This window comes from Roseateles sp. T103, assembly GCF_057219915.1.
Genome location: NZ_JBXVVS010000002.1, coordinates 711266 through 737687 on the forward strand (window position 1 = coordinate 711266; position 26422 = coordinate 737687).

The 26422-nt window shown below is 69.1% G+C and carries 19 protein-coding genes; 9 read left to right on the forward strand and 10 right to left on the reverse strand.

What is annotated here, in order from left to right:
- The first annotated feature begins 48 nt into the window (after positions 1-48).
- The 5 genes from hslV to AC2EBS_RS09705 all read left to right on the forward strand — a co-directional run bounded on the left by hslV (position 49) and on the right by AC2EBS_RS09705 (position 8491).
- The gene (hslV, locus tag AC2EBS_RS09685) at positions 49-606 is read left to right on the forward strand and encodes an ATP-dependent protease subunit HslV (RefSeq protein WP_484728184.1); all 558 of its coding nucleotides are present in this window, start codon (positions 49-51) and stop codon (positions 604-606) included.
- Positions 607-609: 3 nt separating this feature from the next.
- Positions 610-1920: an ATP-dependent protease ATPase subunit HslU gene (gene hslU / locus AC2EBS_RS09690; protein ID WP_484728185.1), complete on the forward strand. Its 1311-nt coding sequence runs from the start codon at positions 610-612 to the stop codon at positions 1918-1920.
- 208 nt (positions 1921-2128) lie between these two features.
- Positions 2129-4216, forward strand: a complete 2088-nt coding sequence (locus tag AC2EBS_RS09695) for a tetratricopeptide repeat protein (protein ID WP_484728186.1) — start codon at positions 2129-2131, stop codon at positions 4214-4216.
- 66 nt (positions 4217-4282) lie between these two features.
- Positions 4283-7663, forward strand: coding sequence for a BTAD domain-containing putative transcriptional regulator (locus AC2EBS_RS09700; protein WP_484728187.1), 3381 nt, complete (start codon positions 4283-4285; stop codon positions 7661-7663).
- A 45-nt stretch (positions 7664-7708) separates the two neighbouring features.
- The gene (locus AC2EBS_RS09705; RefSeq protein WP_484728188.1) at positions 7709-8491 is read left to right on the forward strand and encodes a potassium channel family protein; all 783 of its coding nucleotides are present in this window, start codon (positions 7709-7711) and stop codon (positions 8489-8491) included.
- A 13-nt stretch (positions 8492-8504) separates the two neighbouring features.
- Here the strand turns inward: AC2EBS_RS09705 and AC2EBS_RS09710 are convergent, their stop codons facing one another.
- A complete protein-coding gene (locus AC2EBS_RS09710) occupies positions 8505-9275 on the reverse strand; it encodes a type III pantothenate kinase (protein ID WP_484728189.1) in 771 nt (256 codons plus the stop codon).
- Between the two features lie 167 nt (positions 9276-9442).
- Here AC2EBS_RS09710 and AC2EBS_RS09715 point away from each other — a divergent pair, with 167 nt between their 5' ends.
- Positions 9443-10981 carry a methyl-accepting chemotaxis protein gene (locus tag AC2EBS_RS09715; protein ID WP_484728190.1) on the forward strand — a complete coding sequence of 513 codons (1539 nt, stop codon included), beginning with the start codon at positions 9443-9445 and terminating at the stop codon, positions 10979-10981.
- Here the strand turns inward: AC2EBS_RS09715 and cobA are convergent.
- The 8 genes from cobA to AC2EBS_RS09755 form a co-directional block, all read right to left on the reverse strand.
- Positions 10968-11780 (reverse strand): uroporphyrinogen-III C-methyltransferase, encoded by an 813-nt coding sequence (cobA, locus tag AC2EBS_RS09720; protein WP_484728191.1) that lies wholly within the window; start codon positions 11778-11780, stop codon positions 10968-10970. The two genes, AC2EBS_RS09715 and cobA, sit on opposite strands and share 14 nt — an antisense overlap.
- Positions 11777-14614, reverse strand: a complete 2838-nt coding sequence (locus tag AC2EBS_RS09725; protein WP_484728192.1) for a nitrate reductase — start codon at positions 14612-14614, stop codon at positions 11777-11779. The genes cobA and AC2EBS_RS09725 overlap by 4 nt, the downstream gene beginning before the upstream one ends.
- Positions 14615-14624: 10 nt before the next feature.
- Entirely contained in the window at positions 14625-15005 is a 381-nt protein-coding gene (gene nirD / locus AC2EBS_RS09730) for a nitrite reductase small subunit NirD (RefSeq protein WP_484728193.1), read from the reverse strand.
- 11 nt (positions 15006-15016) lie between these two features.
- Positions 15017-17452, reverse strand: coding sequence for a nitrite reductase large subunit NirB (gene nirB, locus AC2EBS_RS09735; protein ID WP_484728194.1), 2436 nt, complete (start codon positions 17450-17452; stop codon positions 15017-15019).
- A gap of 69 nt (positions 17453-17521) precedes the next feature.
- Positions 17522-18412 carry an ABC transporter ATP-binding protein gene (locus AC2EBS_RS09740; protein WP_484728195.1) on the reverse strand — a complete coding sequence of 297 codons (891 nt, stop codon included), beginning with the start codon at positions 18410-18412 and terminating at the stop codon, positions 17522-17524.
- A 22-nt stretch (positions 18413-18434) separates the two neighbouring features.
- Entirely contained in the window at positions 18435-19331 is an 897-nt protein-coding gene (gene ntrB, locus AC2EBS_RS09745) for a nitrate ABC transporter permease (RefSeq protein WP_484728196.1), read from the reverse strand.
- 18 nt (positions 19332-19349) lie between these two features.
- A complete protein-coding gene (locus tag AC2EBS_RS09750) occupies positions 19350-20567 on the reverse strand; it encodes a CmpA/NrtA family ABC transporter substrate-binding protein (RefSeq protein ID WP_484728319.1) in 1218 nt (405 codons plus the stop codon).
- Between the two features lie 300 nt (positions 20568-20867).
- Positions 20868-21491 carry an ANTAR domain-containing response regulator gene (locus AC2EBS_RS09755; RefSeq protein ID WP_484728197.1) on the reverse strand — a complete coding sequence of 208 codons (624 nt, stop codon included), beginning with the start codon at positions 21489-21491 and terminating at the stop codon, positions 20868-20870.
- Positions 21492-21662: 171 nt separating this feature from the next.
- On the opposite strand from AC2EBS_RS09755, the gene AC2EBS_RS09760 reads away from it, so the two are divergent.
- From AC2EBS_RS09760 to AC2EBS_RS09770, 3 genes are all read left to right on the forward strand, one after another.
- Complete coding sequence (locus AC2EBS_RS09760; RefSeq protein WP_484728198.1) at positions 21663-22349, forward strand: glutathione S-transferase family protein; 687 nt, start codon at positions 21663-21665, stop codon at positions 22347-22349.
- Between the two features lie 10 nt (positions 22350-22359).
- Positions 22360-23373: a metal-dependent hydrolase gene (locus AC2EBS_RS09765; RefSeq protein ID WP_484728199.1), complete on the forward strand. Its 1014-nt coding sequence runs from the start codon at positions 22360-22362 to the stop codon at positions 23371-23373.
- Between the two features lie 363 nt (positions 23374-23736).
- Positions 23737-24219, forward strand: coding sequence for a hypothetical protein (locus tag AC2EBS_RS09770; RefSeq protein ID WP_484728200.1), 483 nt, complete (start codon positions 23737-23739; stop codon positions 24217-24219).
- 1109 nt (positions 24220-25328) lie between these two features.
- Here AC2EBS_RS09770 and AC2EBS_RS09775 read toward each other — a convergent pair.
- Positions 25329-26294 carry an alpha/beta fold hydrolase gene (locus tag AC2EBS_RS09775; RefSeq protein ID WP_484728201.1) on the reverse strand — a complete coding sequence of 322 codons (966 nt, stop codon included), beginning with the start codon at positions 26292-26294 and terminating at the stop codon, positions 25329-25331.
- Positions 26295-26422: the final 128 nt, after the last annotated feature.

The window sequence follows — 26422 nt, forward strand, 5'->3', positions numbered from 1 at the left end:
ATCCAGGCCCCGTTGCATTCGATGACGGCACCCCCATCTGGAGCCACCATGGACTCATCCCAACAGAACAATCCCAGCTTTCACGGCACCACCATCGTCAGCGTGCGGCGTGGCAATCAGGTCGCGATCGGCGGCGACGGCCAGGTGACGCTGGGCCACATCGTCGTCAAGTCGAGCGCGCGCAAGGTGCGCAAGCTGCACCGCGACCAGGTGCTGGCCGGCTTTGCCGGCGCCACGGCCGACGCCTTCACGCTCTTCGAGCGCTTCGAGGCCAAACTGGAGAAGCACCAGGGCCACCTGGTGCGCGCCGCCGTCGAGCTGACGCGCGACTGGCGCACCGACCGCGTGCTGCGCCGGCTGGAGGCGATGCTGGCCGTGGCCGACCGCACGGCCTCGCTGATCATTACCGGCAACGGCGACGTGCTGGAGCCCGAGCAGGGCATCGTCGCAATCGGCTCGGGCGGCGCCTATGCGCAGGCTGCGGCCAAGGCGCTGCTGAACCACAGCGAACTCAGCGCCGCCGAGATCGTCAAGCAGTCGCTGGTGATCGCGGGCGAGATCTGCATCTACACCAACGGCAACCACACCATCGAGACGCTGGAGTAAGCCATGAGCAGTATGACGCCCCAGGAAATCGTCTCCGAACTGGACCGCCACATCGTCGGCCAGAACGCCGCCAAGCGCGCCGTCGCCATTGCGATGCGCAACCGCTGGCGCCGTCAGCAGGTGGACGAGAAGCTGCGTCACGAGATCACGCCGAAGAACATCCTGATGATCGGCCCCACCGGCGTGGGCAAGACCGAGATCGCGCGCCGCCTGGCCAAGCTGGCCGATGCGCCCTTCATCAAGGTGGAGGCGACCAAGTTCACCGAGGTCGGCTATGTGGGCAAGGACGTGGACTCCATCGTGCGCGACCTGGTCGACATGGCGATCAAGCAGGAACGCGAGCTGCAGATGCGCCGCCAGCGCACGCGCGCCGAGGATGCCGCCGAGGAGCGCGTGCTCGACATCCTGGTGCCCGGCAGCGATGCCGAGAACAGCACCCGCCAGCTGATGCGCAAGCGCCTGCGTGAAGGCACGATGAACGACAAGGAAATCGAGATCGATCTGCTCGACGCCAAGCCCAGCATGGAGATCCTCACGCCCATGGGCGGCCCCGGCATGGAGGAGATGGCCGAGCAGCTCAAGGGCCTGTTCTCGCAGATGGGCGGCGCCAAGCGCAAGACGCGCAAGCTCAAGATCGCCGACGCGCTGAAGCAGCTCATCGACGAGGAAGCCGCCAAGCTGCTCAACGAGGACGAGATCAAGGCCGCCGCGCTGGCCAATGCGCAGGAGAACGGCATCGTCTTCATCGACGAGATCGACAAGGTCGCCTCGCGTGCCGAGCATGGCGGCGCCGACGTCTCGCGCCAGGGCGTGCAGCGCGACCTGCTGCCGCTGGTCGAGGGCACGACGGTCAACACCAAGTACGGCATGGTCAAGACCGACCACATGCTGTTCATCGCCTCGGGCGCCTTTCACCTGAGCAAGCCCAGCGACCTGATCCCCGAGCTGCAGGGCCGCTTCCCGATCCGCGTGGAGCTGGGTTCGCTGTCGGTGGCCGATTTCGAGGCCATACTCACCAGCACCCATGCCAGCCTGGTCAAGCAGTACCAGGCCCTGCTGGCCACCGAGGGCGTCGATCTGCAGATCAGCGCCGACGGCATCCAGCGCCTGGCGCAGATCGCCTTCGAGGTGAATGAGCGCACCGAGAACATCGGCGCGCGCCGCCTGTCCACGGTGATGGAACGCCTGCTCGAGGAGCTGAGCTTCGACGCCCACAAGCAGGCTGGCCAGACCGTCACCATCGACGCCGCGGCCGTGGATGCCAAGCTTGGCGAGCTGGCGCGCAACGAGGATCTGTCGCGCTTCATTCTCTGAGCGACGAAGCGCCGGCATAACGCCGGGCTAACGCCCTGCCACCTAGCCTCGCCCGCACTGGAATCCACCAGTGAGGGCGACAACGATGCAGGGCTTCCATCGATCGGAATCAGGCTCCAGTCCCAGGCGGGCGCCTCCATGCCGCCCGCCGGAGACCGGCCTGCTCAGGCCGCGCTTGCGGCACGGTCGCCTCGCCGCGGCACGCTGGATGGCCGCCGCCGCAGCAGCCGTGGCCCTGGCGGCGGGCGTGCAGGCCCAGACACCCGACAAGACCGAGATGCAGCGCGCGCTGAAGGAAGCGCAGCAGCTGATGCAGGGCCTGGACCCGCAGACCCGCCAGCAGCTGCAGGACGCCTTGCGCATGGCCGGCGCCGCGCAGCCCGGGGCCGATGAGGGCCGGCTGCCCGAGCGCCGCACGGCCGAGCTGGCCGGCATCAGCAGGCAACCGCTGTCGCCCGGCGCCCTGAAGGCATTCGTCGACAAGCTGCCTGGCCGCATCGCGCCGGCTCTCGCTGCCGAACGGCGCCAGCGCGCCGAGAAGATCGAAGCACAGGCGCTGGCCGCTGGCGGCCAATCGCTGAGCCCGCTGCGCAGCGCGGCCAACGGTCTGGCCGCACTCGGCGCCTGGCCCGAGGCGCTGTGGCTGAGCAGCAGGCTGGCGCAGCGCAGCGGACAGGCGCAGGACCTGAGCAATCTGGCCGCGATGCTGGTACTGCATCAGCTCGAGCCCGCCGCGCTGCCCCTGCTGCACACCCTCGACGCGCGCTACCCGAACAACTCCACGCTGCTCAACAACATGGGGCAGGCCTACTTCCAGCTGGGCGCACAGGAAGAGGCCGAGCGCTACCTGCTCGCCGCGGTGCGCCGCTCGCCTATGCACCCGCAGGCCAATGCCACACGCGCCCGGCTGCAGCTCGCGCGCGGCGACAAGGCCGGCGCACAGGCCTCGTTGCATGCGGCACTGCAGGGCGGCTACAGCCCGAGCAAGGAACAGCTGCTGCGCCGGGCCGGCGGCAAGCTGGTCCGCGAGGACGTGGCCTGGAAGCTGCCGCTGCCTGCCGACCCGCTGGGGCTGCAGTCTGCCAGGCCCTCGGTCTACCCCGAGAGTGTCGAGGCACTGCCGATGGTGATCGAGCTGGAACGCACGAGCCGCATCGCGGCCGAAGCCGAAGCCGCCCGCTTGAGCCAGCGCGCGGCAGCGCTGCCGCAGGCCGGCGCCGAGCAAGCCGCTGCGGTGCTGCGCATGCCCTTCCTGCACAGAAGCACCCAGCTGATGCAGATCGATGCGCAGCGCTACCGTCCCCAGCTCGAGAAGCTGGGCCGGCAGAAGGCCGAGCTGCTGCTGCAGCTGGCTGCGAAGCGGCGCGAGATGGACCAGCAGATCGCCGCCATCGACGAGCGCGGGCGCAAGCAGTACGCCAATGTCGCCGGGGGCTACCAGTTCGACTACAGCTGCGGCGAGGTCAAGAAGGCGATGCAGGATTTCCTGAACCAGACCGTTCCAGGCCTGAAGGCCCACGAGACCGAGCTGGGCGAGCTGATGCGGCGGCAGAGCAACGAGCAGGTGTACGGCTCGCAGTTCGTGATGCCTGCCGCCGAATTCCAGCGCGCACAGCTCAGTGCCAAGGCCTCGTTCACCCGCGGTGCCGTCGGCGCCACCGAGGCGCTGGGCGCCGTCGCCGGACTGGTGCAGCAGCGCCGCAACGCCTGCTGGCGCGGCGCCGCGCCGGCGCCCAAGGCGCACAAGCTGCCGGAGTTCAACGATCTGCACTGCCAGGAGCTGGCCGAGCTGAACATCCCCGGCGTCGGCCGCATGAGCTTTCGCTGCGACCGCACCGACGTCAAGCTGGAGCCCACGCTCGCGCCCTTCGAAGCGGCCTGGAGCAGCCGCTACACCGGCCGCGGCGACGAGATGCAGCTGCTGCGCGCTTCGGCCGCCATCAGCGTCGACGCGTTCAAGTTCGGCGCCCACAGCGAGTTCGACGAGCGCGGCTGGCAGCGCGGCGGCGTCAGCGCCACGGTCGGCGCCGAGCTGGGCGGCGTCAAGGGCGGGCCGCTGGAGATCGGCGTCTCCGCCGAGGTGGCCGGCTCGCTGGAATTCGACCGCAACGGACTCAGCGACGTGGTGGTCAAGGCCGGCCTCGAAGCCCAGGCCTCGAGCGTCACCGCCAAGACCGACGAGGGCGGTCGCCTCAAGAGCGGCATCAAGGCCGGCGCCGAGTCCAGCATCAGCTACAACGCAGGTTATAACGGCGAGATCAGCCAGGGCTTCAGCCGCAGCGCCTTCAAGCTCTAGCCCCAGGGCCCGACGGGACCATCGCCGTACCCGCCCAGGCCACCGCCGAGACTCTGCACGAAGCCCATGGCCGCAGCCCCCCGATCCGCGAGAGCCAGCCCGCCGCCGCATCAGGCCGGCACGGTGCTGCAGCTGTGCCTGCTGGGGCAGCCTGCCTGGCGCGAGGGCGTGCAGCGCGACGCGCAGCCCTTGGGACCGCGGCTGGCCGTGCTGCTGGCCCTGCTCGCGCTCGAGGGGCCGCAGTCCCGCGCCCGCGCCGCCGAACTGCTCTACCCGCATCAGGACAGCGCCGCGGCGCGCCGCAACCTGCGCCAGCTGCTCTTCGGCCAGCGTACGCTGCTGGAGCGACTGCTGGACCAGCGGGGCGAGCGCCTCGCGCTGCGCGACTGCATAGGCCTGGACCTGCGGCAGGAGCCCGACGCGCAGCAGCAGCCGCAGCCGCTGCTGGGCTCGCTGCGCTTCGACGACGCGCCGGCCCTGCAGGACTGGCTGGAGCGGCAGCGCGAGCGCCAGCGACAGCAGCAGCAGGAGGCGCTGGCCGCGCTGGCCAGCACCGAAGAAGCCGCCGGCCGCCTGGCCCACGCCATCGTGCTGGCGCAGCGGCTGGTCGAGCTGAACCCGGCCTCCGAGCACGCGCACCGCCGACTGATGCGCCTGCACTATCTGCGCGGCGACCGGGCCGCCGCGCTGGCGGCCTTCGACCGCTGCGAGCAGCTGCTGCGCGACGAGCTGAGTGCCCGCCCCGGCGCAGAGACGCTGGCGCTGCTGGCGCAGATCGAGAGCGCCGAGGCGCCGGCGCCGCTGCGCAGCCGTCCTGCGCCGGCCGCGATGTTGCGCCCGCCGCGGCTGGTCGGTCGCGATGCCGAATGGGCGCGGCTGCGCGAGTGCTGGCGAGACGGCGGCGGCCTGCTGCTGCTGGGCGAGCCCGGCATGGGCAAGAGCCGGCTGCTGAGCGACCTGACCCTGGTCGAGCCAGGCTGCCTGCTGCTCAGCGCGCAGGCCGGCGACGATGCCCTGCCCTACGCGCTGCTCAGCCGGCTGCTGCGTCGCCTGCTGGCCGACTACCTGCCGCAACCGAGCGCCAGCCTGCGCAGGGAGCTGGCGCGGCTGCTGCCCGAGCTGGGCGATGCGCCGCCGCTGGGCGGCGAAGCCGAGCTGGCGCGCTTCTTCAATGCGCTGCAGCTGCTGCTCGGGCAGGCGCTGCAGCAAGGCTTGAGCGGCTTCGCGCTCGACGACCTGCACTTTGCGGATGCAGCCAGCCTCGCGGCGCTGCCCGGCGTGCTCGGCCAGCCCGGCATGCGCTGGCTGGCGGCGGCGCGCCCGGCCGAGCTCGGCGCCGGCACTCAGCAGGCCCTGCTGGCGCTGAGCCAGCGCGCCGCACTGCAGCTGGCACCGCTGAGCGCCGCAGCGGTGGCCGAGCTGCTGGCCTCGCTGGGGCTGCAGGAGCTGCAGGCCCTGGATGCGGCCGAGCTGCACAGACAGTGCGGCGGCAACCCGCTCTTCCTGCTGGAATGCCTCAAGCACAGGCTGACACAGGACAGCGCCGTGCAGCGCGGCAGCGGGCCGCAGGGCTCACCCTCGCGCGTGGGCGAGCTGATCATGCAGCGCATCGGCCGCCTGTCGATGTCGGCGGTGCAGCTCGCCCGCTGCGCCGCGCTGGCGGGGCCGGACTTCAGCGCCGCGCTGGCGGCCCATGTGCTGGGCTGTCCACCCATCGAGCTGACCGAGCCCTGGGCGGAGCTGGAGGCAGCGCAGATCCTGCGCGACGGCGCCTTCGCGCACGACCTGGTTCGCGAAGCGGCCATCGCCTCGGTGCCGCCGGCCATCGCGCGCGTGCTGCATGCACAGATCGCCGAGTTCCTCAGCAACCAGACCAGTACGCCGGCCGCGCGGCTGGCCGTGCACTGGCAGGCCGCGCAGCACTGGGATGCCGCCGCCGCGGCCTATCTGCGCGCGGCCGGCTTCGCGCGCCAGACACTGCGCCGGCTCGAAGAGACGCAGTGGCTGCGCCTGGCGGTCGATTGCGCCAAGGCTGCGGGCAATGCGCAGGCCGAGTTCGAATCCGCGCTGGCCCTGGCGGAAGCGGCGCTGTGCGAAAGCCTGGGGCCCGAGGTGCCGGCGCTCGCGCAGCAGGCGCTGCAGCTCGCTCCCGACGAGAGCGCCCAGCTGCGCGCGCTGGCGGTGCTCGCCGCCGCGATGACCCAGCGCATCGACGATCACGGCCCGCAGCGAACGGCCTGCGAGCGCGGCATCACGCTGGCCCGCCAGCTCGGGCAGCCGGCCCTGGCCATGCAGCTGGCGCTGCCGCTGGCCGGCAGCCTGCTCAATGCGCGCCACATCACCCAGGCACTGAGCCTGCTCGAGTCGCAGCGCGACTGGGCCGAGCAGGCGGCCGAGCCGGCCCAGCTTTGCGACTACTACGACATGCTGGGCACGGCGCTGGACTACGCCAACCGCCTGGTGGAGTCGGCCCAGGTGCATGAACGCCAGTGCGAGCTGGCCCGCCGCCACGGCCTGCACGAGGCCACGGCCACCGCGCTGTTCAGCCTGGGCTCCACCCTGGCTAAGCGCGGCGGCCTGCGGGCTGCGGTGCAGGTGATGGAGAAGGGGCTGCAGCTGACCCGGTCGCAGCAGCAGCTGGCGGGTCAGGTGCTGCATCGACAGGCCACGCTGGGCTGGCGCTACCGCGATCTGGGTGAGTACCGGCCGGCGCTGGCGCTGATGGAGGATGCGCTGGACGGCCTGCGCCAATCCGGCCCCGGCAGCGCTGCGGCGTTCAATGTGTGTCATCGCCTGGCGCTGGCCTATGCGCAGCTGGGCCAGCACGCGCGCGCGCGCCAGACCCTGCAGGGCTATGCGCTGGCCGACGACGAGCCGCTCGCCCGGCGCGCGCTGTGGCTGTCGCACAGCGCCGAGCTGCGCCGGCTGGCGGGCGACCGGCGGTTGGCGCGCGAGGAGGCCGAACAGGCGCTGGCCCTGCTCGATGGGCAGCGCGATGACATGCCGTTCCGCGTCGTCTGCCTGCAGGCCTGCCTGCTGCTGGAACCCGATGCCGGAGAGGCCATGGCCGCGGGGCTGGCCGGCTGGTCGGCGGCACACGAGCGCTTCGGCCTGGCGCTGTCTGCCCATCTGCGCGCGCTGGACTGCGCGCTGCGTGCGGCGTCGCCGGCGCGTGTACGCGGCCATCTGGAAGCGGCGCGCGGACTGGCGCAGCGCTTCGACAGCGAGCTGATCTACCGTGGCGAGTACTGGCTGCAGACGATCCAGGCCCTGCGGCAGCTCGGCGACGAGCCGGCCGCGCACGAAGCACTGACGCAGGCCGGACACTGGCTGCAGCGCATCCGCAGCGAGCAGCTGCCCGAGGAGTTCGTCGACAGCTTCCTGCAGCGCAACGCCGTCAACGTCGAACTGCGACGTCTGGCTGCGCCGGCGCCGGGCGAGGCTTGACGGCAATCAAGCAAGCCGACGGCCCGCTCGCCTAAGCTGGCTGGCATGAGTCAACGCGCGAGCACGCAAACCTGGGGACTGTCCCACCCCAGCGTCCTGGCCGGCCCGGCCCGCGAAGCCGAGCGTTTCTGGCGCTGGCCGGTGCTGATCTCGCTGATCTGCACCATCCCGGCCTTCTACATCGAGTTGCTGGAGAATCTGCCCACGCCGCTGGCCATCGCCATCTACGCCGGTGCGGCCCTGGTGCTCGCCACGGCGGTATGGCAGGTGTCGCGCCGCTGCGCGCAGCCGCTGGCCTATCTGCGCTACAACCTGATGGACCTGGCGCTGATCGTCGGCCTGCTGATCGCCGCGGTGCTGCCGCCGAGTGCAACGTCGAACGTCGCGCTCGCGGCGCGCCTGGTCGTCGCGATGATGGCGCTGATGCGCATGGTCTGGACGCTCAAGGCCCTGGTCACACGCGGGGGCATCGCCTACCTGCTGATGATGGCCATGACGGTGCTGGTGTTCTGCGGCATCGGCTTCTGGGCGCTGGAGCCCAGCGTGCACAACCTGGGCGAGGGGCTGTGGCTGGCCTTCACCACCGCCGCCACCGTCGGCTACGGCGACATGGTGCCCAGCACGCCCGCCTCAAAGATCTTTGCCTTCTTCGTCGTGCTGCTCGGCTACGCGGTGCTGTCGCTGGTCACCGCCGCGATCGCTGCCTTCTGGGTGGAAAGCTCCGAGCGCGAGATGGAGGCTGACATCCTGCGCGAGCTGCGCGCCGAGATGCGCCTGCTGCGCGAGGAGGTGCAGGTGCTGCGCGACGAGCTCGACGCCCGTCGCTGAGCCTGCCACGGCTTCAGAGCGCCAACCGGTGCGACTGCAGCGCGAGGATGCCGTCGAAGATCAGCCGGTCGATCAGTTCGTGCGGGATATCCAGCGCCGGCGAGACCTTCCAGCCCGCGCCGCCGGTCATCAGCGTCACCGGGTCATGGCCAACGCGCTTGGCCAGATGGCGATGCATGCGCTCGATCGCACCGGTGATCGCGTAGTTGCCGCCGCTGGTCAGCGCGTCCGAGGTGTTGGTGGGGAACTCGCGCACCTCGCCGGTGGGCACGCGCAAGCCGGCAGTACCGCCCTCCAGCGCGCGCAGCATGATGCCGTGGCCGGGCAGGATCAGTCCGCCGAGGAAATGGCCGCGGTCGTCCAGCGCATCCACCGTCACCGCGGTGCCTATCATCACCACCAGCGCGGCCCGCTCGGGCCCGCGCGCCAGCACATGCGAGCGCGCGCCGATCAGCGCGACGAAGCGGTCGGTGCCCAGGCGCCCAGGGTGGTCGTAGCCATTGGTGATGCCGCCGGCCTGCGCGCTGGACACCACCCAGCGCGGCTCGATGTCCCACAGCTCCAGCTGCTCCTCGACACGGCGGCGCACCGCGTCGCCGGCCACATTGCAGCCCAGCATCGAGTGCGGCGCCTGCGGCAGCTGCCGCCAGTCGGTCTCGGCCAGCTGGTCGATGTTCTCCAGGAAGACCGCGCCCTGCGCAAGCAGGGCCGCACCCGGCTGCGGCGATGCATAGAGGCCCCACTTGAGCCGGGTATTGCCGATGTCGATGGCGAGAAAACTCATGGTGACGAGCGCTCGTGCGGAAGATGACCGGCGCGAGCCTACCAGACCCGAGTCCCGGCGCTTTTCTCTCGTTTGACACCCGAACGGCAGGCCCATAATCAGAGCCGAGGGCAGCAAGGGCCGCGCAAAGAGAGCCCCGGGAGCAATGTCCACTGGAGACAGGTCGTATGAAGTCGTTCTCCATCGCCACCAAGCTGTGGCTACCCGTCGTCGCGCTGGCGCTCGCCGCCACGCTGATGGTGCTGGGATCGGTCGCCCGCACGCGCGCGCTGCTGGAAACAACCGAGATCACCCAGACCGAGCAGCAGCGCAAGTTCACGCTCGCGCTGCGCTGGCGCGGCATGACCGAAGCCAATGCCACCCGTGCCGTGGCCAGCATCGTCAGCACTGACCCGCAGGTCGGCGAGCTCTTCAAGCCCGAGATCGCCGCCACCACCGCGGCGATCTCCGAGCTGCAGAAGGAGCTCGAGAAGCTCGCGACCTCGGACGAGGAAAAGGCGCTGATGAAGCGCATCGCCGAGACGCGCAGTGCCTATATCGCGATACGCAACGAGGTCACCAAGCTCAAGAGCGACGGCCAGGCCGACGCGGCAGCCGCGGCGATCAAGGGCAAGCTGCAGCCCTCGATCGCCACCTACCTGGCCGCGCAGCAGGAATTCGCCGCGCTGCAGGAGAAGCTCGCCGCGGACATCATGCACAAGAACGGCGCCGAGCGCATGCGCACCGTCTGGGTGATCGCCGCGCTGTTCGCACTGCTGGTCGCCGGACTGGGCGCCTCGGCCTGGGCGCAGGTGCGATCGATCTGCGTGCCGCTGCGCGAGCTGGTCGGCGAGGCCGAGCGCATCGGCCAGGGCGATCTGAGCAGCCGCCAGCAGACCGCGCGCAGCGACGAGATCGGCGAGGTGCAACGCGCGCTGGCCAGCATGTGCCAGGCACTGAACCGCGTCGTTGCCGAAGTGCGCCACAGTGCCGACAGCATCCAGACCGCCAGCGCCGAGATCGCCACCGGCAACCTCGACCTCAGCCAGCGCACCGAGCAGACCGCCAGCAATCTGCAGCACACCGCCGGCGCGATGGGCCAGCTCACCGGCACGGTGCGCCAGAGCGCCGAGAGTGCCGCCACCGCCAACCAGCTGGCCGGCAGCGCCGCGCAGGTCGCCGAGCGCGGCGGCACCGTCGTCGGCCAGGTGGTCGCAACGATGGAAGAGATCCAGCAGGCCTCGCGCAAGATCAACGACATCATCGGCGTGATCGACGGCATCGCCTTCCAGACCAATATCCTCGCGCTGAACGCGGCCGTCGAAGCCGCGCGCGCTGGCGAGCAGGGTCGCGGTTTCGCGGTGGTTGCCGGCGAGGTGCGCAGCCTGGCGCAGCGCAGCGCCGAAGCGGCGCGCGAGATCAAGAGCCTGATCGGCGCCAGTGTCGAGAAGGTCGAGACCGGCACGGCGCTGGTGCAGAACGCCGGCAGCACGATGAGCGAGATCGTCGCCAGCGTGAAGCGCGTCACCGACATGATTGCCGAGATCTCGGCCAGCACTGTCGAGCAGACCCAGGGCATCGAGTCGGTCAACGGCTCGGTGACGCAGCTCGACCAGATGACGCAGCAGAACGCCGCGCTGGTGGAGGAAAGCGCCGCCGCCGCCGAGTCGCTGAAGGACCAGGCACAGCGCCTGGCGCAGCTGGTCGCCGGCTTCAGGCTGAGCTGACGCAGAGCAGCTCGCTGCAAGCCTGCTCGGCCAGTGCCGGCAGGCTCTGCGCGGCCTCGCGCACCACGCTGCCGATCACCAGGATCGCCGGGCTGCGGATCTGTTCGCGCGCCAGCGTCTGCACCAGCCCACCCAGCGTGGTGATCGCCTGGCGCTGGCGCTCGGTGTGCGCGGCCGCGATCGCCGCAGCCGGCGTGTCGGCGGCCAGGCCGCCGGCCAGCAGTTCCTCGACCAGGCCGGCCGCGGTGCTCAGGCCCATGTAGACGACCAGCGTCAGCCCGCTGCGCGCCAGTGCCTGCCAGTCGGGGCCGGCGCCGGGCTCGGCGCCGTCGCGGCTGTGGCCGGTGACGAAGGCCACGCCCGGGGCATGGCGGCGGTCGGTGACCGGAATGCCGACGCTGGCCGGCGCGGCGATGCCCGCGGTGATGCCCGAGACCACCTCGACCGCGATGCTGGCGGCGCGCAGCGCCGTGACCTCTTCGCCGCCACGGCCGAAGACGAAGGGATCGCCGCCCTTGAGCCGCACCACGCGTGCGCCGGCACGTGCCTCGCGGATCATCAGCTCGTGGATGAAGCGCTGCTCGGTGGAGACGCAGCCGCCGCGCTTGCCGACCTTGAGCACGCGTGTCGCGGGGTTCAACAAGGCCAGCACGCGCGCATCGACCAGATCGTCGACCAGCACCACCTCGGCGGCCTGCAGGCGCTTGAGCGCCTTCACGGTGAGCAGCTCGGGGTCGCCGGGGCCGGCGCCGACCAGGCTGACCATGGGCACTTGGTCTGTCGTCATCGTCTTGCTCATGATGCGAGCTCCTCGGAAGTCGTCGTGGTCAGGGGCTGCTGCGCCTCCAGGCGGCGCAGCGTCGGCAGGCAGGAGCCGCATTGCGTGCCGCAGCGCAGCTGGGCCTGCAGCGTGGCGATGCGCGTGGCGGGCTGGCCCGGCGTGCGCGACAGCAGCTCGCGGATGCGGTCCTCGCGCACATCGAAGCAGTTGCAGACCTGCGGGCTGCTCGCAGTGGGTGCGCGCGCCGCGAGGTCGGCCGGCGGCGCCTCGGGGCTGAGCAGCCAGCGGCCGAAGGGCGCCACCGGCGCGGCCTCGCGCCACAGCTGGGTCAGCCAGGCGCCTTCGTCGCCTTCGCCGATGCGCAGCACGGCCTGCAGGCGCGCGCTCTCGCCCTCGCCCGCCAGGCGCAGCAGGCGGCAGCGGCCGCGACGGCTGTCGGCATAGCGCAGCACCGGCGCGGTGCCAGCCTTGGCCGGCCCGGCCAGGCCCAGCGCAGCGGCCAGGCGCTGCTGCAGCTCGGCGCCGGGCTGCGCGGCGGCCGCCGCGACGAAGAGCCAGCCCTGCTGGCCGGAGAACTCACCCTGGCCCGCCAGCGGCGTGCACTGCGTGTAGTCGAACTCGCCCATCAGCGCGCGCAAGCGCGCACGCAGCGCCGCGCCCTGTTCGGCGGGCACCCAGGCCGCGGCGGCGATGCGCCAGGGCAGCTGCACCGGCTCGACCATCACCGCGCTGTACTTCAGCTCGGGCTGGCGCGCATCGGGGCAGAAGCGCGGCTGCGTCAGCGCGTTGACGCCGCGCAGCGGCGCGCCCTTGGCATCGCGGCCGCCGATGAACTCGTCGCCCCAGTGCATAGGCAGCCAGGCCTGCGCCGGGCCGACCGCGTCATCGGCCTGCAGCGGCACCAGCAGCTCGCCGCGGCGCGAGCGCACGCGCACCAGCTCGCCGCTCTTCAGATGGCGGCGCAGCAGGTCCTGAGGATTCATGCGCAGCGCCGGCTGCGGCTCGGATTCGAAGAGGCGATCGACCGTGCCGCTGCGGCTCATGCCATGCCACTGGTCGCGCATGCGGCCGGTGGACAGCACCAGCGGATGGCGCGCGTCGGTGCCTTCGGCCGCCGGGCCATGCGGCTTGGCAACGAAACGGGCGCGGCCGTTGGCGGTGGCGAAGCGGCCGTCCTCGTAGAGACGCTGGCGGCCTGCGCCCGCGCCCTCCGGATAGGGCCACTGCTGCGGCCCCTGCGCGTCGAGCAAGGCCCAGCTCAGGCCGCCGATGTCCAGGTCGCGGCCGCGCGTCGCTTCGCGGTGCTCGAGCCACAGCTGCTCGGGCGCATCGAAGGCGAACAGCGAAGTCGCCGCCTCAGGCCGCAGGCGCTGCTCCAGCCGGCGCGCGATGTCGCTGACGATCGCCCAGTCGGCGCGCGCCTGGCCGGGCGGCGGCACGGCCGCACGCACACGGCTGATGCGGCGCTCGGTGTTGGTCACCGTGCCGTCCTTCTCACCCCAGGTCGCGGCCGGCAGCAGCAGGTCGGCATAGGCCGCGGTGGCGGTGTCGGCAAAGGCCTCCTGCAGCACGACGAACTCGCAGCGCTGCAGCGCCGCACGCACCAGCGCCTGGTCGGGCATCGACTGCGCGGAGTTGGTGCAGGCAATCCACAGCGCCTTGATCTCGCCGCGCGCAGCGGCCTCGAACAGCTCCACCGCGGTCTTGCCGGGCGTCTCGGGCAGCGCGTCGACACCCCACAGGCGCGCGATCTCGGCACGGTCGGCGGCGCTGGCCGGGTCGCGGTGGCCGGGCAGCAGCGTGGCCATGCCGCCGGCCTCGCGGCCACCCATCGCATTGGGCTGGCCGGTCAGCGAGAAGGGGCCGCTGCCGGCGCGGCCGATCTGGCCGGTGGCCAGATGCAGATTGATCAGCGCGGTATTCTTCGCGGTGCCTCGGCTGCTCTGGTTCAGGCCCATGCAGTACAGCGACAAGGTCGCCGGCGAGCTGGCAAACAGCCGCGCCGCCTCGAGCAGCTGATCTTCCTTGATGCCGCAGGTCTTCGCGGCCCAGGCCGGCGTGCTGCTGCGCACCAGGGCCTTCAGCGCGTCGAAGCCTTCGGTGTGCTGCGCGATGAAGTCGGCGGCGATCCAGCCTTCCCAAATCATCGCGTGCAGCATGCCGTTGAACAGCGCGATGTCGGTGCCGGGCAGGATCTGCAGATGCAGGTCGGCGAGCTCGGCCGTCTCGGTGCGGCGCGGGTCGACGACGATGATCTTGCTGTGCGGCCGAGCCTCGCGCGCCGCCTCGATGCGGCGGAACAGGATGGGATGCGCCCAGGCCGGGTTGGCGCCAGCGATGAACAGGCAGTCGGCCTGCTCGATGTCCTGATAACTGGCCGGCGGCGCGTCAGCACCCAGCGTCTGCTTGTAGCCCGACACCGCCGAGCTCATGCACAGGCGCGAGTTGCTGTCGATGTTGTTGGTGCAGACCAGCGCCCGCGCCAGCTTGTTGAAGGCGTGATAGTCCTCGGTGAGCAGCTGGCCGGAGATGTAGAAGCCGATCGCGTCCGGGCCATGCGCGGCGCGCACCGCGGCCAGGCGTTCGGCCACCTGCTCGGCCGCGGCCTCCCAGGCCAGTGGCTGCGGCGCCGCGCCGCGCTCCGCGCGCTGCAGCGGCTGCAGCAGGCGCCGGGTCTGAATCACCGCCGGCGCGGCCGTCAGGTGCAGGGTCGAGCCCTTGCTGCACAGCCGGCCGAAGTTGGCCGGGTGCGCCGGGTCGCCGCGCACCCCGGTGATCTGCGCGCCCTCGCTCTCGATGATGACGCCGCAGCCGACACCGCAATACGGACAGGTGGAGCGCGTCTCCCGCATGGTGTCGACCTCAGCAAGCAGCCCGGGTGCAGGGACCGGCCTTCACGGGCTCCAGATCGATCGCGACGGTATCCAGCTCCTGCCGGTTCAGCTGCACCTGACCGTTGTCGATGCGCACCGAGAAGCGCGGCGTGCTGCCCTCGTCAGGCTCGCGGGCGCAGCCGGTGGCGAGCTCGATGGTCCAGTTGTGCAGCGGGCAGGCCACGGCCGCGCCGAACACTAGCCCCATGCTCAGCGGGCCGGCCTTGTGCGGGCAGCGGTCCAGCAGCGCGAACACCTCGTCGGCGGTGGTGCGGAACAGCGCCACCTGTGGCCCCTTGGCGCGCTGCACGCGGCGCGAGCCCAGCAGCGGGATGTCCTCGACCGCGCAAATCGTCTTCCATTCGCTCATCGTTCTTCTCCTTACAGCGCTTCGAACTGACGGAGGTCGACCTTGGCCTTGTCGAACTCGAACCAGGGATCGGGCTCGCCGTCCAGCGCGTACTGCAACTCGGCCCACAGGGCCTGGCGGGCCTCAACGTCGTCGAGGATCTTCTTCTTCACATAGTCCAGGCCCACGCGGCTGATGTAATGGCAGGTGCGCTCCAGGTACCAGCCTTCCTTGCGGTAGAGCTGCAGGAAGGCGCCCGAGTACTCCAGCACCTCCTGCGGCGTCTTCACCTTGCAGAAGAAGTGCGCGACCTCGGTCTTGATGCCGCCGTTGCCGCCGACATAGAGCTCCCAGCCGGAGTCCACGCCGATCACGCCCACGTCCTTGATGCCCGATTCGGCGCAGTTGCGCGGGCAGCCCGACACCGCCAGCTTGACCTTGTGCGGCGCATACATGCGCCACAGCGCGCGTTCCAGGTCCTTGCCCATCTGCGTGCTGTCCTGCGTGCCCATGCGGCACCACTCGCTGCCCACGCAGGTCTTCACGGTGCGCAGCGCCTTCGCATAGGCGTGGCCCGAGGGCATGCCGATGTCCTTCCAGACATTGACCAGGTCTTCCTTCTTCACGCCCAGCAGGTCGATGCGCTGGCCACCGGTGACCTTGACGGTGGGGATCTGGTACTTGTCCACCACGTCGGCGATGCGGCGCAGCTCGGACGAATTGGTCTCGCCGCCCCACATGCGCGGGATCACCGAGTAGGTGCCGTCCTTCTGGATGTTGGCGTGGCTGCGCTCGTTGATCGCGCGGCTTTGCGGATCGTCCTGCGCCTCCTTGGGCCAGGACGAGATCAGGTAGTAGTTCAGCGCCGGGCGGCAGGTCGCGCAGCCGTTGGGGCTCTTCCAGTCCAGCGTCTTGTAGACCTGGTCCAGCGAGGTGAGGTGGCGGTCGAAGATCGCATCACGCACTTCCTGGTGGCTCATCTCGGTGCAGCCGCAGATGGCCTTCTTCTTCGGCGTGGCCGAGTAGTCGCCGCCGGCGGTGAACATCAGCAGCTGCTCGACCAGGCCGGTGCAGGAGCCGCAGGACGCGCTGGCCTTGGTGTGCTTGCGCACCTCTTCCAGCGTGAACAGGCCTTTTTCCTTGATCGCCTTGCAGATGCTGCCCTTGGTGACGCCGTTGCAACCACAGACCTCGTCGCTGTCGGCCATCGCCGCAGCCTTGTTCTGGCCCTGGTGGCCGCCGTCGCCGATATTGCTTTCGCCGAACATCAGCTTGTCGCGGATGTCGTGCACCTTGCGGCCGTCGCGCAGCAGCTTGAAGTACCAGCTGCCGTCCACCGTGTCGCCGTAGAGGCAGGCGCCGACCAGCTGGTCGTTCTTGATCACCAGCTTCTTGTAGACGCCGGCGAAGGGATCGCTCATCACGATCTCCTCGGTGCCCTCGCCGCCCATGAAGTCGCCGGCAGAAAAGAGGTCGATGCCGGTGACCTTGAGCTTGGTGCTGGTCTGGCTGCCCTGATAGCGGCCGATGCCAAACTCAGCCAGGTGCGTGGCGCAGACCTTGCCTTGCTCGAACAGCGGCGCCACCAGGCCGTAGGCGATGCCGCGGTGCGCGGCGCATTCGCCCACCGCGTAGATGCGCGGGTCGGTGACGGTCTGCAGCGTGTCGGTGACGACGATGCCGCGGTTGCAGTGGAGGCCGGCGCTCTCGGCCAGCTCGGTGTTGGGGCGGATGCCGGCGGCCATCACCACCAGGTCGGCGGGGATCTCGCTGCCGTCCTTGAAGCGCACCGCCATCACACGACCGTCCTTGTCGCCGATCAGCGCCTCGGTCTGCGTGGCCAGGCGGAACTTCAGGCCGCGCTCCTGCAGCGACTTGCGCAGCAAGTCACCGGCCTGGTCGTCGAGCTGGCGCTCCATCAGCCAGTCGCCCAGGTGCACCACGGTCACCTGCATGCCGCGCAGCATCAGGCCGTTGGCCGCTTCCAGGCCCAGCAGGCCGCCGCCGATCACCACCGCGTGCTGGTACTTGGCCGCGGCATCGATCATCGCCTGCGTGTCGGCGATGTCGCGGTAGGCGATCACGCCTTCCAGGTCCTTGCCGGGCACCGGCAGGATGAAGGGATTCGAGCCGGTGGCAATCAGCAGGCGGTCGTAATCGGCTGTGGTGCCGTCCTCGGCCACGACCTGGCGGCGCACGCGGTCGATCTTCGTGACCTTCTTGCCCAGGTGCAGGGTGATGCCGTTGTCCTCGTACCAGGCCAGCGGGTTGAGGATGATCTCCTCCAGCGTCTGCTCACCGGCCAGCACCGGCGACAGCAGGATGCGGTTGTAGTTGGGATGCGGCTCGGCGCCGAACACCGTGATCTCGTACAGATCCGGCGCGATCTTCAGCAGCTCCTCCAGCGTGCGCACGCCGGCCATGCCGTTGCCCACCATCACCAGCTTCATCTTCTTGGTCGTCGTCATCTCGTCATCTCCGGGCAAGGCTCCGCCCGGCCGCCGTCCGCGCGGCGGTGCAGGCGAAGGCGTTGTCTGTCAGGCCGCGGCTTCCACGTGCGCCGGTCGGCACGAGATGCCGTCCGGCCCTTGCCGCTCGTCGCCAAGGCCGCCGGGCCTTGGCTCGGTAGCGGGCGCGGCGTGGCGCGTGTAGAGGAAGTCGATCACCGCCTTGCGCGCGGCGATGTAGCGCGGGTCCTCGGCCAGCACCACGCGGTCGCGCGGGCGCGGCAGGTCCACCGCATGGATCTCGCCGATGGTCGCGGCGGGGCCGTTGGTCATCATCACGATGCGGTCGGACAGCAGCACCGCCTCGTCCACATCGTGCGTGACCATCACCACCGTGCTCTGCGTGCGCGCGACGATCTTCAGCAGCTCGTCCTGCAGCTTGGCGCGCGTCAGCGCATCCAGCGCGCCGAAGGGCTCGTCCATCAGCAGCACCTTGGGCTCCATCGCCAGCGCGCGGGCGATGCCGATGCGCTGCTTCATGCCGCCGGAAACCTCGTGCGGGCGCTTCGCGGCGGCATGGCTCATGCCGACCAGGTCCAGCGCGGCGGCGGTGCGCTCGTGCAGCTTCTTCTTCGATTCGCTGCGGCCGAACACCGATTCGACGCCGAGGTAGATGTTCTCGGCGCAGCTCAGCCAGGGCAGCAGCGAATGGTTCTGGAACACCACCGCGCGCTCGGGGCCGGGGCCGGCGATCTCGCGGTTGTCGCACAGCAGCGCGCCGTCAGTCGGCTTCAGCAGTCCGGCGATCAGGTTCAGCAGCGTGCTCTTGCCGCAGCCCGAGTGGCCGATCAGCGTGATGAACTCGCCGCGCTGCACGGTCAGCTTGATGTCGCGCAGCGCATGGAAGCGGCCCTTGCGCGTGTTGAACACCATCTCGGCGCCCTGCACTTCGATGAAGGGCTTGGTCGTGCTGTTGCTCATGATGCGTATTCCTCCTGCCACTTCAGTCGTCGAACGAGAAACGCTTGGCCAGGGCCATCAGCGCCTGCTCCAGCACCAGACCGACGATGCCGATCACGAAGATCGCGATGATGATGTGCTGCACGTTGAGGTTGTTCCACTCGTCCCAGACCCAGAAGCCGATGCCCACGCCGCCGGTCAGCATCTCCGCCGCGACGATCACCAGCCAGGCGGTGCCCACCGACAGGCGCACGCCGGTCAGCATGTAGGGCAGCACCGCGGGAAAGAGGATCTTGGTGATGATCTTCCACTCGCTGAGGTTCAGCACGCGGGCCACGTTCAGGTAGTCCACCGGCACGCGCTGCACGCCCACCGCGGTGTTCACCACCATCGGCCAGATCGAGCAGATGAAGATGGTCCAGATCGCCGCCGGGTTCGCGCTCTTGAAGACCAGCAGGCCGATCGGCAGCCAGGCCAGCGGCGACACCGGCTTGAGCAGGCTGATCAGCGGCGCCACCATGTTGTTGGCGAACTGGAAGCGGCCGATCACGAAGCCCAGCGGAATGCCCACCGCCGCGGCCAGACCGAAGCCCAGCCCCACGCGCTGCAGCGAGTTGAGGATGTTCCAGCCAATGCCCTGGTCGTTCGGACCGTTGCGGTAGAACGGGTCGGCAAAGAGCTTGACCGCCGCCTCCCAGGTCTGCAGCGGCGTCGGGAAGCTGCCGCCCTTTTGCGTCAGCAGCGCCCAGATGCCGATCAGCAGCGCAATGCCGATCACCGGCGGCAGCACGCGCAGCCAGACACCGCGCCAATCGATGCGCGCTACCGGCGCGGCAGGCTGGGGTGCCGCGGCCGCCGGTGCGGCAGCCGGCTTGGCCGTGGCGGCCTGCTTGCCCGCCTCGAGCGCTTCGCCAGGGGAATGAAATACAGCGGAGACCATCGTCAACTCCCTGCCCGCTCAGGCTTTGACTTTGAAAGAATCGGCGTACTTGGCCGGGTCCTTGCCGTCCCAGACCACGCCGTCGATGAACTTGCTGGAGCGCATCGGGTCTTTGGGCACATTGACCTTCAGCGCACCGGCAGCCTGCTTGTAGAGCTCGATCTGGTTGATCTGCTTGGCCACGCCCAGGTAGTCCGGGTGCTCCTTGATCAGGCCCCAGCGCTTGTGCTGGGTGAGGAACCACATGCCGTCCGACAGGTAGGGGAAGTTCACCAGCCCGTCGTTGAAGAACTTCATGTGGTTGGGGTCGTCCCAGGTCTTGCCCAGGCCGTTCTGGTAGCGGCCCAGGATGCGCTGGTTGATCGCCTCGACGCCGGTGTTCACATAGGCCTTGTCGGCGATGGTCTCGGCCATCTTCAGCTTGTTTTGCAGGCCTGCGTCGATCCAGCGGCTGGCCTCCAGCACAGCCATGATCACGGCGCGCGCGGTGTTCGGATACTTCTTCACGAAGTCGCCGGTGGTGCCCAGCACCTTCTCCGGATGGTCCTTCCAGACGTCCTGCGTGGTCACCGCGGTGATGCCGATACCGTCCATGATGGCGCGGTGGTTCCAGGGCTCGCCGACGCAGAAGCCGTCCATATTGCCGACGCGCATGTTCGCCACCATCTGCGGCGGTGGCACGGTGATGACCTTGGCGTCCTTCATCGGGTTGATCCCGGCGGAGGCCAGCCAGTAGTACAGCCACATCGCGTGCGTGCCGGTGGGGAAGGTCTGCGCGAAGGTGTACTCGCGCTTGTCGGTGCTCATCAGCTTGGCCAGCGAGGCGCCGTCCACCGCGCCCTTGTCGGCCAGCTTCTTGGACAGCGTGATCGCCTGGCCGTTGTTGTTCAACGTCATCAGCACGGCCATGTCCTTCTTCGGACCGGACACGCCCAGATGCACGCCGTAGATCAGGCCGTAAAGCACATGGGCCATGTCCAGCTCGCCGTTGACCAGCTTGTCGCGCACGCCGGCCCAGGAGGCTTCCTTGGTGGGGATGATCTTGATGCCGTACTTCTTGTCGAAGCCCAGCACCGAGGCCATCACCACGCTGGCGCAGTCGGTCAGCGGGATGAAGCCGATGCGGACCTCTTCCTTCTCGGGCTTGTCCGAGCCGGCGGCCCAGGCGCCGGGGGCCAGGCCCGACACTGCGGCGGCCGCGCCGCCGACCAAGAGCTTGCGACGCTCTTCACTCATCAGACCACCCTCCTTCTTCGCACCGTTGACAGCAGACATGGATAGCTTCCTCCGCATCAGAAAAACAAAAAGGACAAAGGCGTCGCGATCGACACCGCCCCGGCGGGGGGCAGCGCAAATCGGACGCCTTTGTCCTAGAACTTTGTCGAGAGCGAGGCCTACGCCGTTGCAGGCCTCAGCCTCTACTCAGCAGCTTCCGTGCCAGGCCATTCGCCAGCCATTCGCTGCACATCTGCACCGATTGCAGGCACAGGCACCGTTCCGGCGCCTTGGCTTGGTGCATTGCGGCAACGCGCCTGCTCAAGAAGAGCGCAGCAGGCTGTGCGCCTCGACGATCTTCTCGGCCAGCTCGGCCAGCTGCAGGCCGCGGTCCATGGCCATGCGGCGCAGCTTCTTGTAGGCCGCATCCTCGTCCAGGCCCTGCTCGCTCATCAGGATGCCCTTGGCGCGGTCGACGTGCTTGCGCGCGGCCAGCTGCGCCTGGGCCTTGCCGAGCTCCTCGCGCAGCGCCAGATCCTGCTCGAAGCGCGCGATCGCCACCTGCAGCACCGGCGCCAGCCGGTCGGGCTGCAGACCGGCCACCACATAGGCGCTGACGCCGGCGCGCAGCGCCTGGCGCATCGGGTCGTCGCTGGCGTCCTCGGCGAACACCACCACCGGACGCGGCATGCGCTCGTTGAGCGCGGCGAGGTTCTCCACCGTGTCGCGCGTCGGCGACTCGCTGTCGACGATGACCACGTCCGGCCGCAGGTTCAGCACGCAGTCGTGGATCAGCGTGGCCTGCTCGATCACGCCGACCACGTCGCAACCCAGCCGCGTGAGCTCCTCGCTGATGGCCTGCACGCGGTGGGCGCCATCATCGATCAGCAGCACGCGCAGGCCCTGAGGGCTGCTGCAAAGTGGGTCGCCGGCTGACTTGGGCATGGCTGCGTGGGTAAACAGATCAGATGGAAGCGGGAGCTGCGGTGCGTGTTGCACCGCAATATACGTGCCGGACCGCCCTGCCTCCGTGAGGCAGGCTTCACCATTCGGCAAGCCAGCCCTGCAGCCTCGCGGCCCCCTCCATAGAATGGCGCCGCGCCAGCCCTGCACGCCATGCCCATCACCCTGTTCCACTGCCTCAGTGCCCGCTCCTTCCGCCCCCTGTGGGCTCTGGAAGAACTGGGGCTGCCCTACACGCTGCGCCTGCTGCCCTTTCCGCCGCGGGTGCACGACAAGAGCTACTTCGAGCACAACCCGCTGGGCACCGTGCCGCTGCTGATCGATGACGGCGACGGGCCGGATGCGGTGCGCATGAGCGAATCGGCCGCCATCTGCCAGTACCTGGCCGCGCGCCATGGCGCCGGCACGCTGGACGTGGGCGTGGCCGAGGCGGACTACGGCGCCTATCTGAACTACCTGCACTTCGGCGAGGCGACGCTGACCTTCCCGCAGACCCTGGTGCTGCGCTACCGCTTCTTCGAGCCGGCCGAGCGCCGTCAGCCCCAGGTGGCCGAGGACTATGCGAAATGGTTTCTCGCCCGGCTGCGCACGCTGGAGCCGCGACTGCAGCAGCACGAATGGCTCTGTGGTGGACGCTTCAGCGCCGCCGACATCTCGGTGGGCTATGCGCTGCTGCTGGCCCAGCACCTGGAGCTGCATACGCAGTTCACGCCCGCGGTCGCCGCCTACTGGCAGCGGCTGCAGCAGCGGCCGGCCTACCAGCGCGCACAGGCGCTGCAGTTCGAGGCCGCACGGGCGCAGGGCGTGCCGCTGATCGCCGCACCCGACCTGCGGCCCTGAAGGCGCGACGATGGACTCGGTTTCGCAGATCGCGCTGGGCGCTGCCGTCTCGGTGGCCGCGATGGGCCGCCGCACCGCGCTGTGGAAGGCCGCCGCCTGGGGCGCGGTCTGCGGCACGCTGCCCGATCTGGACGTGCTGATCGACCATTGCGACGCGCTCAGCAATATGGTGCTGCATCGCGGCGACAGCCATGCGCTGTTCTGGCTGAGCCTGATCGCGCTGCCGCTGGGCGCAGCGATCGCCACGCTGCTGCGCGAGCCAGCGCTGCGCTGGCGCTGGATGCTGGCCAGCTGGCTGGCGCTGGTGACGCACCCGCTGCTGGACGCGATGACCATCTACGGCACGCAGCTGCTGCGGCCCTTCTCCACCGAGCCGCTGGGCCTGGGCAGCGTGTTCATCATCGACCCGCTCTACACGCTGCCGCTGCTGATCGGCACCGGCATCGCGCTGCGCGGCAAGGCTCTCGCCCTGCGCTGGAACGCGGCCGGGCTGCTGCTCTCCTGCGCCTACCTGGGCTGGAGTGCCGTCGCGCAGCAGCAGGTGCTGCACACCGCACGCGCCAGCCTGCAGGGCGAGCCGCACGTCGAGCGGCTGATGGCCTCGCCCGCGCCCTTCAACACGCTGCTGTGGCGCGTGGTCGCGATCACGCCGGACAGCTATCTGGAGGGCTATCACTCGCTGATCGCGCCGCATCAACCGCTGCGCTTCACACGCCACGACCGCGGCGCGGCGCTCTACGAGACGCTGCGCGAACACCCGCCGGTGGCCACGCTGGCCGCCTTCAGCGATGGCTTCTTCAAGCTGGAGCGCAGCGATCGCGGCGAGATCCTGATCGCCGACCTGCGCATAGGTCAGGAGCCCGACTACTTTTTTCGCTTCGTGGTCGCGCGCGAGCAGTCGCCGCTGCAGCTGCTGGACCGCCCCGAGGCAGCCGGCCGCCGCCCCGAGCCGGGGCCGGCACTGCGGCAGCTGTGGCGCAGGCTGTGGGGCGAGCCGCTTGGAGCCGCGCAGCCGGATCGATAGGAAGACGGCTGGCGGCCAGGCGCGGCCACAGATGAAGCTCAGCTGCGCGAGAGGCCTGACTGCAGCAGACAGCTGACCATGGGAGCGCTCCGGCCCACCTCGGGTTTCCTGGCGTGGGATCGCGCCGACCTAACGTGGCAATATGTGGCCCAGGGAGGCCTTGCGGCGCACGAACCGGGGAGTAACAAGCTGCCGGGTTTTCCGTGCTTTTCGCAGCCTTGCTATGCAGCACCAAGAGACTGGAACCCGTGGAATATCAACGATTTGGATCGCTCGACAGTGCAGTAGCAGGGTCGATAGCGACCACGTCAGGGCGCACGCGCAGTCGCCCCGCATCACGTTGGGCGTCTTGAAGTCATGCCCATGCCGCGACCGCTGAAATGGATTCTGTGGATTGTTGGCACCCTTGCGTCCTTAGCAGTCGGCGCAGTGCTACTGATGGCTTGGCTTTTCTCCGGGCTGGTTGGTGAGCCGAGCAAAGACGAAGTTGCTCGTGTCGTGTCGCCGTCCGGAAAGGTTGATGCCGTACTTCTCGAGACCAATGGCGGAGCTACAAGTTCATTGGGGTATGAAGTCTTCGTCGTGGAACACGGGGCTCAGCCTTCAGGCTCGCCCGCAGTTTCGCTATATGGTGCTGTTCGAAATCAACACGCCTATGGCGCAAACCTTAGCTGGCCATCGTCCAACTCACTGGCCGTCGAGTATCTGAGCGCAAAGTCCGCCAAGGTCAATGCACACACTCAGTCTGTTGGAACGCAAGCTATCCACATCACTATTCGAGAGGGGGCAACCGACGAGGCTGCTCCGCCAGGGGGCATGCTTCACAACCTGCGGGGGCGCCAATGACATTCCGATCAACCCATCATTCCACCGGACCTGCGCGAGAAGCCGCGCAGGTCCGGTGAATTCCGACGTTAGGCCACGCAACAACGGCTCGTTCCAGTCGTACGCAGAGAACATGGACCAGAGGTATCGCATCCCCGCCGCCGCCCTCATCGGGCTCGGTACGGGCTACCTCGCAGGAGTAACAGTTGCGTTGTTCACCCTTTCCGACCCTCACGAAGCGCTACTTCAGGCGCTCTGCGCGGGCCTTGCCGGCTCAATCGCCATAGCAAGCCTTGAGACTCTGCCTAAGTCGTGGAGATGGAAGCGATCTGCTCTCGCTGCAGCTCTCGCGCCTGTCTGCTACGCAGCCTTCGCGTCAGTCTTGGTCGACAAGCCGATTGACTTGACCGACACTGCTGCCAAGTCCTTCAGCTACGCTCTAGTGACTTGGCTGTTCGCACATCGCTTCCTCGCATCAACGCTCTCGGTTCTTGTGTACTACGTTGCCCGCATCCTCTCCCGATTGACCAGCTAGAAGATTTTGACAAGCCACAGGATGAAGGCGTGGTCTAACGACGGTGAGAAAAAGAATATGTCAGTCCTCTATCGCATCGCTTCGAAGTATTCGCCAAAGGCAACGGCTGTACTAGCTCTGGGTTCATTGATTGGAGGTGGCCTTGTGCGTCTTCTGACGCCATCCTCTTTCGTGCTCTCGGCCTTCGTGGGTCTCCTGGCTTGTCTGTTGCTCTGCGCATTCCTTGTTTCACTGGGGCAGCGCGACCCTTTAACGTGGCACCGCGTATTGACCTACCCGCTTGGCGTTCTCGGCCTTTGGTCAGTGCCCCCGCCGGCAAGCCCTGCAAGTCTTCGTGGCAATCTGTTTGTCGTGTCCGCTTTAGCATTTGCCGGCTTCGTGCTTGTGCAGTACATACTTCAGTAGAAACAGGTGCGGCGGCATGCCCCACTGCTCCGGTCAACTCTGACGTTGAGCGACTGCTTTGCGCCACTCAGTTCGGCGATACGAACATCCGCACCGGGTCTATGACCCCCACAGCTCGCGGACGCACAGCCTCTGCCCTCGTCCTCCTGCACCGCCAAGAAGCTCACGCTCGATGGCGGGCTGCCGACACCTAGCGGATGCCGCGGACGAAGCCTTGCACTTCGTCGGCCACTGTCGCGTCGCGACCGAGCCAGAGGTGGCCGCCGTCGGGGAAGATCACCAGGCGCGCCTGGGGCATCTGGGCGGCAATGTCGCGCGCTGTCTGTGCAGTGCCGAAGCGATCGTCCTCGGTCGAGACGATGAGGGCCGGCATCGTGATCTTTGTGAAATCCATGCGTGCAGGGTGGCCGGCCTGCTGGCCATCGTTCAGCAGACCGCGCACGCGTGCCGAGATGGGCAGCAGCTCGTGCAGCACGGTGAAGGCGCGCTCGCGCTCGGCGGGCGTTACCCGATCGAGCAGCGCGGGATCGGTGGCGAGCAGGGTGCCGATCAGCAGGCGCGGCATGGTCTGCTCGGCCAGCCAGAACAGCAGGTCGGAGCTGAGCAGCCGGCGCACCAGCCAGGCCTGCAGCGGGGTGAATTCAACCGGGTCGCGGTCGCGCACATTGGCCGCCGGCACCAGCAGCACCAGGCCGGCACAGCGCGCCGGGTGGCGCAGCGCGAACTGGCTGGCGCTCAGCGCACCGGCCGAACCGCCGACCACCGCGATGCGCTCGATGCCCAGCTGGTCGAGCAGGGAGGCCAGTGCATCGGCCTGTTCGGCCAGCGAAGGGTCAGCGGGAAAGTCGCTGCGCAGATAGCCAAAGCGCGATGGCGCAATCACGCGCAGCCCGCGCGCCACCAGCGCATCGGCGAAGCGCAGACCCTGGTCGAAGCCGCCGCCGGTGCCGTGGATCATCAGCACCGGCGGAGCGCCGGCGTCACCCGCCACCGCGTATTCGAGCTGGCCCCAGCGGGTCTGCAGCACCAGGCTGCGCCCGCTGACACGCTCTCGCGCTGCATCCAGGTCTTGGCGGTAGCGCAGCTCAGCCCAGATCGCACCGGCCAGCAGTGCAAGACCTAGGGTGAGCAGCATCGCGCGGTGGAACGACAGCATGGTGTGTGGCGAGGTCGAGGTTCAGCACGCAGGGTCACCGGGCTGCGCGCTCTGGAAGCCCGGCGCAACGAGCTTAGCAAGTGCGTCGAGGACTGCGGGCACATCCACAGTCTGCGGCAAATGAATTC

What these genes read in the sequence shown, in the direction of transcription:
- hslV (WP_484728184.1), top strand. Translation starts at nt 49, where the DNA reads ATGGACTCATCCCAACAGAACAATCCCAGCTTTCACGGCACCACCATC.
- hslU (WP_484728185.1), top strand. Translation starts at nt 610, where the DNA reads ATGAGCAGTATGACGCCCCAGGAAATCGTCTCCGAACTGGACCGCCAC.
- AC2EBS_RS09695 (WP_484728186.1), top strand. Translation starts at nt 2,129, where the DNA reads ATGGCCGCCGCCGCAGCAGCCGTGGCCCTGGCGGCGGGCGTGCAGGCC.
- AC2EBS_RS09700 (WP_484728187.1), top strand. Translation starts at nt 4,283, where the DNA reads ATGGCCGCAGCCCCCCGATCCGCGAGAGCCAGCCCGCCGCCGCATCAG.
- AC2EBS_RS09705 (WP_484728188.1), top strand. Translation starts at nt 7,709, where the DNA reads ATGAGTCAACGCGCGAGCACGCAAACCTGGGGACTGTCCCACCCCAGC.
- AC2EBS_RS09710 (WP_484728189.1), bottom strand. Translation starts at nt 9,275, where the DNA reads ATGAGTTTTCTCGCCATCGACATCGGCAATACCCGGCTCAAGTGGGGC.
- AC2EBS_RS09715 (WP_484728190.1), top strand. Translation starts at nt 9,443, where the DNA reads ATGAAGTCGTTCTCCATCGCCACCAAGCTGTGGCTACCCGTCGTCGCG.
- cobA (WP_484728191.1), bottom strand. Translation starts at nt 11,780, where the DNA reads ATGAGCAAGACGATGACGACAGACCAAGTGCCCATGGTCAGCCTGGTC.
- AC2EBS_RS09725 (WP_484728192.1), bottom strand. Translation starts at nt 14,614, where the DNA reads ATGCGGGAGACGCGCTCCACCTGTCCGTATTGCGGTGTCGGCTGCGGC.
- nirD (WP_484728193.1), bottom strand. Translation starts at nt 15,005, where the DNA reads ATGAGCGAATGGAAGACGATTTGCGCGGTCGAGGACATCCCGCTGCTG.
- nirB (WP_484728194.1), bottom strand. Translation starts at nt 17,452, where the DNA reads ATGACGACGACCAAGAAGATGAAGCTGGTGATGGTGGGCAACGGCATG.
- AC2EBS_RS09740 (WP_484728195.1), bottom strand. Translation starts at nt 18,412, where the DNA reads ATGAGCAACAGCACGACCAAGCCCTTCATCGAAGTGCAGGGCGCCGAG.
- ntrB (WP_484728196.1), bottom strand. Translation starts at nt 19,331, where the DNA reads ATGGTCTCCGCTGTATTTCATTCCCCTGGCGAAGCGCTCGAGGCGGGC.
- AC2EBS_RS09750 (WP_484728319.1), bottom strand. Translation starts at nt 20,567, where the DNA reads ATGAGTGAAGAGCGTCGCAAGCTCTTGGTCGGCGGCGCGGCCGCCGCA.
- AC2EBS_RS09755 (WP_484728197.1), bottom strand. Translation starts at nt 21,491, where the DNA reads ATGCCCAAGTCAGCCGGCGACCCACTTTGCAGCAGCCCTCAGGGCCTG.
- AC2EBS_RS09760 (WP_484728198.1), top strand. Translation starts at nt 21,663, where the DNA reads ATGCCCATCACCCTGTTCCACTGCCTCAGTGCCCGCTCCTTCCGCCCC.
- AC2EBS_RS09765 (WP_484728199.1), top strand. Translation starts at nt 22,360, where the DNA reads ATGGACTCGGTTTCGCAGATCGCGCTGGGCGCTGCCGTCTCGGTGGCC.
- AC2EBS_RS09770 (WP_484728200.1), top strand. Translation starts at nt 23,737, where the DNA reads ATGCCGCGACCGCTGAAATGGATTCTGTGGATTGTTGGCACCCTTGCG.
- AC2EBS_RS09775 (WP_484728201.1), bottom strand. Translation starts at nt 26,294, where the DNA reads ATGCTGTCGTTCCACCGCGCGATGCTGCTCACCCTAGGTCTTGCACTG.